This is a genomic window from Streptomyces sp. NPDC089919, from assembly GCF_040684615.1.
Taxonomy (GTDB): domain Bacteria; phylum Actinomycetota; class Actinomycetes; order Streptomycetales; family Streptomycetaceae; genus Streptomyces.
Genome location: NZ_JBFBGK010000004.1, coordinates 114,472 through 123,992, shown reverse-complemented (window position 1 = coordinate 123,992; position 9,521 = coordinate 114,472). Strand labels below are relative to the sequence as shown.

The 9,521-nt window shown below is 70.0% G+C and carries 9 protein-coding genes; 6 read left to right on the top strand and 3 right to left on the bottom strand.

Annotation, left to right across the window (positions count from 1 at the left end; all coding sequences use genetic code 11):
- The first annotated feature begins 24 nt into the window (after positions 1–24).
- Positions 25–819: an RDD family protein gene (locus AB0O40_RS03380; RefSeq protein WP_365035123.1), complete on the top strand. Its 795-nt coding sequence runs from the start codon at positions 25–27 to the stop codon at positions 817–819.
- 93 nt (positions 820–912) lie between these two features.
- Here the strand turns inward: AB0O40_RS03380 and AB0O40_RS03375 are convergent, their stop codons facing one another.
- Positions 913–1,176 carry a hypothetical protein gene (locus tag AB0O40_RS03375; protein WP_365035121.1) on the bottom strand — a complete coding sequence of 88 codons (264 nt, stop codon included), beginning with the start codon at positions 1,174–1,176 and terminating at the stop codon, positions 913–915.
- A gap of 490 nt (positions 1,177–1,666) precedes the next feature.
- Between AB0O40_RS03375 and AB0O40_RS03370 the strand changes: the two genes are divergently transcribed.
- Positions 1,667–4,009, top strand: a complete 2,343-nt coding sequence (locus AB0O40_RS03370; protein ID WP_365035204.1) for an immune inhibitor A domain-containing protein — start codon at positions 1,667–1,669, stop codon at positions 4,007–4,009.
- Positions 4,010–4,145: 136 nt separating this feature from the next.
- Positions 4,146–4,475, top strand: coding sequence for a hypothetical protein (locus AB0O40_RS03365; protein ID WP_365035119.1), 330 nt, complete (start codon positions 4,146–4,148; stop codon positions 4,473–4,475).
- A gap of 100 nt (positions 4,476–4,575) precedes the next feature.
- Here the strand turns inward: AB0O40_RS03365 and AB0O40_RS03360 are convergent, their stop codons facing one another.
- A complete protein-coding gene (locus AB0O40_RS03360; RefSeq protein WP_365035117.1) occupies positions 4,576–5,181 on the bottom strand; it encodes an isochorismatase family protein in 606 nt (201 codons plus the stop codon).
- A 110-nt stretch (positions 5,182–5,291) separates the two neighbouring features.
- The gene (locus AB0O40_RS03355; protein ID WP_365035115.1) at positions 5,292–6,620 is read right to left on the bottom strand and encodes a nicotinate phosphoribosyltransferase; all 1,329 of its coding nucleotides are present in this window, start codon (positions 6,618–6,620) and stop codon (positions 5,292–5,294) included.
- A gap of 81 nt (positions 6,621–6,701) precedes the next feature.
- Between AB0O40_RS03355 and clpS the strand changes: the two genes are divergently transcribed.
- The 3 genes from clpS (at position 6,702) to AB0O40_RS03340 (ending at position 9,426) form a co-directional block, all read left to right on the top strand.
- Positions 6,702–7,016 (top strand): ATP-dependent Clp protease adapter ClpS, encoded by a 315-nt coding sequence (gene clpS, locus AB0O40_RS03350; RefSeq protein WP_365035114.1) that lies wholly within the window; start codon positions 6,702–6,704, stop codon positions 7,014–7,016.
- The gene (locus AB0O40_RS03345; RefSeq protein WP_365035112.1) at positions 7,016–7,627 is read left to right on the top strand and encodes a DUF2017 domain-containing protein; all 612 of its coding nucleotides are present in this window, start codon (positions 7,016–7,018) and stop codon (positions 7,625–7,627) included. Before clpS ends, AB0O40_RS03345 begins: the two co-directional genes overlap by 1 nt.
- Before the next feature lie 356 nt (positions 7,628–7,983).
- On the top strand, positions 7,984–9,426 hold the full coding sequence (locus AB0O40_RS03340) for an amino acid permease (protein ID WP_365035111.1): 1,443 nt from the start codon (positions 7,984–7,986) through the stop codon (positions 9,424–9,426).
- Positions 9,427–9,521: the final 95 nt, after the last annotated feature.

The following is a 9,521-nucleotide window of genomic DNA, read 5'->3' as shown; positions in this document are numbered from 1 at the left end:
CGGGGGCCGGGTTCTGCTCGGGCCATGAGCAACGATCAGCCGCCGCCCGGCCAGCCGCCCGAGGACGATCCGTTCCTCAAGAGACCCACCGAGCCGCCGACCGGCGGCTCCCCCTACGGCACCCCGCCGCCCCCGCAGGGCGGCTCCGGCGGCGGTGGCGGCTACCCGCCCCCGCCCCCGCCGGGCGCCGGCGGCCCCTACGGCGGCGGCCCGCCCGGCGGTGGCGGCCCGTACGGCGGCGGCCCCGGTGGTGGCGGCCCGTACGGCGGCGGCCCCGGCGGTCCGGGCGGCCCGTACGGCGGCGGTCCGGGGGGCTACGGCGCGCCGGACCCGCTCGCCGGGATGCCCCCGCTGGCCGACTTCGGCCGCCGCCTGCTGGCGCGGATCATGGACTTCCTGCTGATCGCCATCCCGCTCGCGCTCATCCAGTGGCCGTTCAGCAGCGACCGCTGGGTGGTCAAGACGGACAAGGGCGAGGACGCCACCGAGATCATCACCAAGTCCTACAAGGGCAGCGGCCTGCTCTGGCTCCTGATCGAGATCGCCGCCTACCTGGTCTACGACTGGTACATGACCAAGAAGAACGGCCAGACCGTCGGCAAGCGCGTGATGTCCCTGCGGGTGGCGATGCTCAACGACGGCAGCGTTCCCGACAGCAACGCGGCGCTCTCCCGCGCCGCCGTCCTGTGGATCCCCACGCTGGTCTGCTGCTTCTGCATCTGGCCGCTGGTCCTGATCGTCACCATGCTCACCGACAAGCCCTACCGCCAGGCCCTCCACGACAAGGTGGCCAAAACGGTGGTGGTCTCCGCCGGCTGACCACCCCGCACGACGAAGGGCCCGCAGCGGGTACACACCCGCCGCGGGCCCTTCCGCGTGCCTAGGCCTCCACTTCGAGGCGCAGCCGGGAGGTCAGTGGCGGGCCGGGGCCTCGGCGGGGAGGGGTTCCGGGCGGCGGGGTTCCGGGATGCGGGCGGCGGTGGCCGGCGCGGGGGGTGCGGTGCGCTTGGGGGAGGGGGCGGTGAGGGCCACCAGGAGGCCGAGGCAGAGGGCGGCGGCGGAGATGACGGCGATCCCGAGGCTCGTGCTGGTCTGCGAGAGCAGCAGCATGGCGATCGTCGACACGATGACGGTGGCGGACCCGTAGGCGAGCTGTGCGGCAGTGGGACGCGGCATGGCGGTTCCGTCCTCAAGGCATCGGAGGGGGAGTCTGCTCAACTCGTCGCTCTGTCAAGTGACTCTACGACGGTGGATTCCCGAGCGGAACCGGCGGTAAGCGTGACCTAACCCACGGTGCCGGAGCACGGGGGGCGCACGGGGTCATTCCGCACGCCGGTGGGAGGAGTTGACGCGCCCTGGGGCCGGCCGGGGTCGTCACCCTGGCAGGGCCATGACGAGGGCATTCGGGAGGCGTTCCTCCGGAACGGTGCCGAACGTCCGAAATGCGGAACGGTCGTCCCGCATAGTGCACTTGACCGGAGCAAGTCAAGGTCTGTCTTTTCTAGCGGGACTCCGGTCGAATGACGTCACTTGAGACGCGTGCTGCGCCGGAACGACCCCTCACCTTCGATCCGTGCGAGCGGCCGCGGGAGGGGAACTACATCAAGTGAGCACGAACACCGCCTCGAAGAGGCGAGCATTCCGCGCAGCCGCGGTCACCGTGACCATGGCCGCGTGTGCTGCTACCGCCGGTGCGTACACCACCATGGCGCAGGCCGACTCCCACCAGAGCGCTCCCAAGGCGCGCGCTGCTGCTGCCGCCGTGCAGCAGGCCGGGACTCAGAAGGACTCGCACAACCTGCCGGGTCCGTTCACCAAGCAGCAGGACCAGGCCCGCAAGGCCGCCCTGGAGTCGGTGCTCTCCGGCGAGAAGCCGGTGGAGACCCGCAACGGCTCCAAGGTCGTCAAGCTGAGCGACCGCAAGTACGTGGAGCTCGACCGCACCCGGACCGACTCGATCTTCACGATCCTGGTCGACTTCGGCAAGAAGGTCGACAACACGACCATGTTCGACCCGGACGGCGACGGCCCGCTGCCCCCCGTCAAGAAGTACGGCGGCGACCCGGGCCCGGCGCACAACGAGATCGCGCAGCCGGACCGCAAGCAGGACAACAGCACCGCCTGGCGCAAGGACTACAACCGCCAGTACTTCCAGGACCTGTACTTCGGCTCGCACGAAGGCTCCCTGAAGTCGTACTACGAGAAGACCTCCTCGGGCCGCTACTCGGTCACCGGCCAGGTCCAGGACTGGGTCAAGGTCCCGTACAACGAGGCCCGCTACGGCTCGAACTACTGCGGCCAGACCAACTGCGCCAACGTCTGGGACACCGTCCGTGACGGCGTGACCGCCTTCTACAACAAGCAGAAGGCCGCCGGCAAGACCGACGCCCAGATCAAGACGATGCTCGCGAAGTACGACAAGTGGGACCGTTACGACCACGACGGCGACGGCAACTTCAACGAGCCCGACGGTTACATCGACCACTTCCAGATCGTCCACGCGGGCGAGGACGAGTCGGCCGGCGGCGGCGTGCAGGGCCCCAACGCCCTGTGGGCGCACCGCTGGTACGCCTACGGCACCGACGCCGGTTCCACCGGCCCGACGGGCAACAAGGCGGGTGGCACCCAGATCGGCAAGACCGGCATCTGGGTCGGCGACTACACCATGCAGCCCGAGAACGGCGGCCTCGGCGTCTTCGCGCACGAGTACGGCCACGACCTCGGCCTGCCGGACGAGTACGACACCACCGGTGGCGGCGACAACTCGGTCGGCTTCTGGTCGCTGATGTCGGCCGGTTCCTGGCTCGGCATGGGCAAGGACTCCATAGGTGACATGCCCGGCGGCATGAATGCCTGGGACAAGTACCAGCTGGGCTGGCTGAACTACGACAAGGCCAAGGCCGCGACGAAGTCCACCCACAAGCTGGGCCTCGCCGAGTACAACACCAAGAACAAGCAGGCGCTGCTCGTCACGCTGCCGAAGAAGAAGGTCACCACCACGATCGTCGCGCCCGCCGCGGGCTCGAAGCAGTGGTGGAGCGGCATGGGTGACAACCTGCAGAACACCCTCACCCGCTCGGTCGACCTGACCGGCAAGGCGAAGGCCACCCTGTCCCTCAAGGGCTGGTGGGACATCGAGAAGGACTACGACTTCCTCTACACCGAGGTCTCGACGGACGGCTCCAACTGGACCGCCCTCGACGGCACGGCCAACGGCAAGGCGCTCCCGCGTGACGCCGCCAACAAGCCGGCCCTGACCGACGTCTCCGGCGCCTGGCAGAACCTGAGCTTCCCGCTCGACGCCTACAAGGGCAAGAAGGTCAGCATCCGCTTCCGCTACGCCACCGACGGCGGCGCGGGCGGCAAGGGCTTCACCGCCGACTCGATCAAGGTCGTCGCCGACGGCAAGACCCTGTTCACCGACGGTGCCGAGAACGGTGCCAACGGCTGGACCGCCAAGGGCTACACCGCCATCGCCGGCAGCTTCACCAAGTCCTACGCGCAGTACTACCTGGCCGAGAACCGCCAGTACACCTCGTACGACAAGACCCTCAAGGTCGGCCCGTACAACTTCGGCTTCGCCAGCAAGCCCAGCTGGGTCGAGCACTACGCGTACCAGAACGGCCTGCTGGTCTGGCTGTGGGACACCTCGCAGAAGGACAACAACACCAGCGTCCACCCGGGCGAGGGCCTGATCCTTCCGATCGACGCGCACGCGCGTCCGATGAAGTGGTCCGACGGCACGCTCATGCGCAACAAGATCCAGCCGTTCGACGCCGCGTTCAGCAAGTTCGACACCAAGGCGTTCACGCTGCACAAGGCCGACAAGGGCACCCGCATCGGCGCCCACAAGGGTGTTCCGGTCTTCAACGACCACACGGGCACCTACTGGTACGCCGAGAACGGCACGGGCAGTGTCAAGACCACTGACACCAACACCAAGATCTCGATCGTGAACCAGCCGGTCTCCGGCGACACGATCACCGTCTCGGTGGCCCCGGCCAAGTAAGGCCCAGTAAAACCGCAGGTCAAAGCATGATCGGCCGTCGCCCTCTAGCGGGCGGCGGCCGATCGCGTTTAGATGCCTGGTGCGCGGTGCTTATTGACACCCGCATCAACTCCATCTCACGGGGGAGACGAAAGGCATGCCCGGCGGAGGTTTCGTCAAGCTTCCGGGAGGGAGCGTCGTGGTGGCGCTCACCCTCCCCAGACCGCCCGGCGGACCGGCCGCCGAGTGCGGCAGCGTCCGCGTGCTCGTGCACGCCGTGAACCGGGCCCGCGCCCTGACCAGGCTGCGGAACCTCGGGATGCGGGCCGTGTACCTGCGCGGGAACGCCGAACCGCCGACACCGGACGAGGTGACGGCGGTCCTGCACCATCCCGACGGCCTGCTCTGGCGCCGCGCGGCGGCCGTACCGCCGCCGGGCGCCGCCCAGGAGCTGTGGCACCCGATACGCGCGCTGCTGCGGAGCTGAGGGGCAGCCGGGCGGGCCCCGGGGGCCTTCGCCCGGCCGGCGGGCCTCACGGGGCCCGTGAGGCCGCTGTGAGGCCGCTGTGGGGCCCCGCGGCCCCCGGCTAGGCCGTCCGGACCACCGGGGTGCCGGAGAGCGTCACGCCCGCCTCCCGCAGCTCCGCCAGGGCCCGCTCGGTGGTGTGCGGGGCCACGCCCGCGGTCAGGTCCAGCAGCACCTGCGTGGTGAAGCCGGCGGCGGCCGCGTCCAGGGCGGTGGCCCGCACGCAGTGGTCCGTGGCGATGCCGACCACGTCCACCTCCGCCACGTCGTGGGCGCGCAGCCAGTCGGCCAGGGCGGTGCCGTTCTCGTCGGCGCCCTGGAAGCCGCTGTACGCCGCCTCGTACGCGCCCTTGTCGAAGACCGCGGCCACGGCCCCGGAGGCGACCGCGGGGGCGAAGTTCGGGTGGAAGCCCACGCCCTCGGTGCCGGCGACGCAGTGCACCGGCCAGGAGGTCTCGTAGTCGGGGGCGGCCGGCGGGTGCGCGAAGTGGGCGCCCGGGTCGATGTGGTGGTCGCGGGTGGCGACCACGTGCCGGTAGCCGGGGCCGGCGCTCTGGCCGATCAGCTCGGTGATGGCCGCGGCGACGTCGGCGCCGCCCGGGACCGCGAGGCTGCCGCCCTCGCAGAAGTCGTTCTGGACGTCCACGACGATCAGTGCGCGGTGCATGTGCGCGGTCCTTACGTAGGAGTGGCGGTGGGCGGGCCGGGGCCGGGGTCGGGTCCTGCGGGGGCCTTTCCCCGCCCCGCCCCGGTCCGAACCGGCTCCCGGCCCGGAGGTCAGGCGTACTCGGTGGGGATGACCGGCTCGCCGCGCGAGAGCTGGATGGCGGACATCGGGAGCCCGGCGAGGGCGCTGCGGTGGCGGTCGCGGGCGGCCTCCAGCGGCTCGCGGGCCACCACCTCGCCGCCCTTCACCAGCTCGACCAGCAGCTGGCCCCCGGCCAGCGCGGCCGGCACCGCCCCGGTGCCCACCACCTCGGCCTCCGCCACGCCCTCCGCGTCCCGCCGCCGGGCCGCCCACTTGCGGCCGCCCTGCGAGCTCTTGCCGCCCAGCGACTTCTTGGCCACCGGCACCAGGGGCGCCTTCGGGTCGGCCGAGGCGGCCCGGGCCACCAGCTTGTAGACCATCGAGCAGGTCGGGTGCCCGCTGCCGGTGACCAGCTGGGTGCCCACGCCGTACGCGTCCACCGGCGCCGCGGCCAGCGAGGCGATGGCGTACTCGTCCAGGTCGGAGGTGACCACGATCTTGGTGCCGGTGGCCCCCAGCTCGTCCAGCTGCTGCCGTACCCGGTGCGCCACCAGCAGCAGGTCGCCGGAGTCGATCCGGACCGCGCCCAGACCGGTGCCGGCCACCTCGACGGCGGTGCGGACCGCCTCCGCCACGTCGTACGTGTCCACCAGGAGGGTGGTCCCGCTGCCCAGCGAGGCCACCTGCGCCGTGAACGCGTCGCGCTCGGTGTCGTGCAGCAGGGTGAAGGCGTGCGCGCTGGTGCCGACCGTCGGGATGCCGTACCGGAAGCCCGCCGCCAGGTCCGAGGTAGAGGTGAAGCCGCCCACGTACGCGGCCCGGGCCGAGGCCACCGCCGCCAGCTCGTGGGTGCGCCGGGCGCCCATCTCGATCAGCGGCCGGCCGCCGGCCGCCGCGGACATCCGGGAGGCCGCCGCGGCGATCGCCGAGTCGTGGTTGAGGATCGAGAGGATCACCGTCTCGAGCAGCACGCACTCGGCGAAGCTGCCCTCCACCCGCAGCACGGGCGAGCCGGGGAAGTACACCTCGCCCTCGGGGTAGCCCCAGATGTCCCCCGAGAAGCGGTACGAGGCCAGCCAGTCGAGGGTCCGGGCGTCCACCACGGACCGCTCCCGCAGGAACTCGAGCACCGCCGGGTCGAAGCGGAAGTTCTCCACCGCGTCCAGCACCCGCCCGGTGCCCGCGAGCACTCCGTACCGGCGCCCCTCCGGCAGCCGGCGGGTGAACACCTCGAAGACGGAGCGGCGGTCGGCCGTGCCGTTGGCCAGTGCGGCCTGCAGCATCGTGAGCTCGTAATGGTCCGTGAAGAGAGCTGTCGACGGCACATCCACCGGCAGTCCCAGGTCCGCAGGGTTCATGCCACGGATGCTATCCCACATTTCGTCAAACTGACGAGATGTGGGGGTCCGTTTGTGCGACCACCCCGTCACGGTGGCAGCATGGGACGAGTGAGTGTTGCTCCCATTGAGATCGAACGCACCGAGTCCGCCGAAGAGACCCATGCGGTCCCCGAACCGGACGTCCCCTGGGTGACCCTGGTGCACAACGACCCGGTCAACCTCATGAGCTACGTGACCTACGTCTTCCAGGCCTACTTCGGCTACTCCAAGGACAAGGCGCACAAGCTGATGCTGGACGTCCACCACAAGGGGCGGGCGGTGGTGTCGAGCGGTTCCCGAGAGGAAATGGAGCGCGACGTGCAGGCCATGCACGGGTACGGCCTGTGGGCGACCCTGTCGCAGGACCGCGGCTGATGGCCGCGCACCCGGGCACCTTCGTGCCCCTCAAGGGCGGCGGCGCCGCCGTCGCGCTGGACGAGATCGAGATCTCGATCCTGCGCTCCCTCGCGGTCCAGCTGCTGGAGCTGATCGGCCCCGGCGACGAACCGGCCGAGGACGCCGACCCGCTGGCCGTGCTCTTCGCCGAGGGCCCCACCGAACCGCCCAAGGACCCGGCGCTGGCCCGGCTCTTCCCCAGCGCGTACGAGGCCCCCGGCGGTCCCGTCGAGGGCGAGGACCCGGCCGAGCTGCGCGCCCGGTCGGGGGAGTTCCGCCGCTTCACCGAGAACGACCTGCGCACCCGCAAGCGGGAGGACGCCCTGGCGGTGGTCCGCAGCCTGGACGCGCTCAGCCCGGGCGGCGACGGCGGGGCCGTGCTGGAGCTGACCGGCGAACTGCCGCGGCGCTGGCTCGGCGCCCTCAACGACCTCCGGCTGACCATCGCGGCCCGGCTGGAGATCACCGCGGACGACGAGACGGGGGAGCTGTACCGGCTGCCGGACGAGGATCCGCGCAAGCCGATGGTGATGGCCTACCTGTGGCTCGGCGGGCTCCAGGAGACCCTGGTCGACACCCTGATGTCCTGATCGGGCCGCCCCGTGTTGGCCTGACTGGTACCGATTTGAGCCTCCGCTGAGGTGTTCGCTCAGCGGAGCCTCAAATCCGGATAACGATCAGATCACTGGGATGTGCCCGCATGTCCCCATCCGGACCTTTGTGTCCGGATTTTTTTGTGGCCGGCGTCCCCTTCGTCCCGATCGATCACTGTGACGGCCGTGATAAATCTTCACGACCGCCGGCGGGACACCACCCCTGTCTCCGTGGCGGCGCTTCGGGCCGACTGATCGTCGGCGTGCACTCCATTTCCGTATCCGGGGGGATCGAGGACCCGATCCGCAGCCGTTCTCAGGCGCGGGTCGAGCATGGAGAAAGGCGCACCACCATGACCTCAGTGCAGGTCGAAGAGCAGCACGACGGCAATGAGGCCGGTTCCGCGGCGGACGCCGCCGGGGGCGAGGGATACCACCGCGCACTCGGCGCCCGCCAGATCCAGATGATCGCGATCGGCGGTGCCATCGGCACCGGCCTCTTCCTGGGCGCGGGCAAGGCCATCGCCAAGGCCGGCCCCAGCCTGATCCTGGCCTACGCCATCGCGGGCCTGGTCATCTTCTTCATCATGCGGGCCCTGGGCGAACTGCTCATGTACCGGCCGGTGTCGGGCTCCTTCTCGGACTACGCCCGGGAGTTCGTCGGCCCCTTCGCCGGCTTCGTCACCGGCTGGACGTACTGGCTGTTCTGGGTGGTCACCGGCATCACCGAAGTGACCGCGGCGGCGCAGTACATGTCCTTCTGGACGCACGACAGCTTCCCGCAGTGGGCGTACGCGCTGATCTTCACCGTCATCCTGTACGGCGCGAACCTCATCTCCGTGAAGCTCTTCGGCGAGCTGGAGTTCTGGTTCTCGATGGTCAAGGTCACCGCCATCGTCGGCATGATCCTGATCTGCGCCGGCATCCTGACCGTCGGCTTCTCCGACGCCGCCGCCACCGCCTCGGTCTCCAACCTGTGGAGCGACCGCGGCTTCTTCCCGCACGGCATCGGCAACACCCTGATGACCCTGCAGATCGTGATGTTCGCCTTCCTCGCCGTCGAGCTGGTCGGCGTCACCGCCGGCGAGTCCAAGGACCCCGAGAAGACCCTCCCCAAGGCCATCAACACCGTGCCGTGGCGGATCGCCGTCTTCTACGTCGGCGCGCTGATCATGATCCTCTCGGTCATCCCGTGGTCGAACTTCCAGCCGGGCGTGAGCCCCTTCGTGCTCGCCTTCGAGAAGATGGGCCTGGGCGTCGGCGCCGCCATCGTCAACTTCGTCGTGCTGACCGCCGCGCTCTCCTCCTGCAACTCGGGTATGTACTCCACCGGCCGCATGCTGCGCGACCTCGCGCAGAACGGCCAGGGCCCCAAGATCTTCACCAAGCTCACCAAGAGCGGCACCCCGCTGGTCGGCACCACCTTCTCCGCAGCCCTCATGCTCGTCGGCGTCTGGATCAACTACGTCGCCCCCGGTAAGGCCTTCGACTACGTCGTCTCCTTCGCCACCATCTCCGGCATGTGGGCCTGGATCATGATCCTGGTCTGCCAGATCCGCTACCGCGCCAAGTCCGACCGCGGCGAACTGCCGAAGTCCCCCTTCCGGGCCCCCGGCGCCCCCTGGTCCAGCTGGTTCGCCCTGCTCTTCATCGGCATGGTGATCGTGATGATGGGCGTGGACAAGGACGCCCGCGTCTCCCTCTACTGCGCACCCGCCTGGGGGCTGCTGCTGGGCGTCGCCTACCTGGTCCTCAAGAGCCGCGACCCGAAGGCCGCCGCGTTCAACAAGCGCTGACCGGTTTCCCCGCGAACGGGCTCCCACAAGGGGTCTGTCCAGCATTCGGGCCGTTCCGTACCATCCGTCGGTACGGAACGGCCCGTCTGTCTATT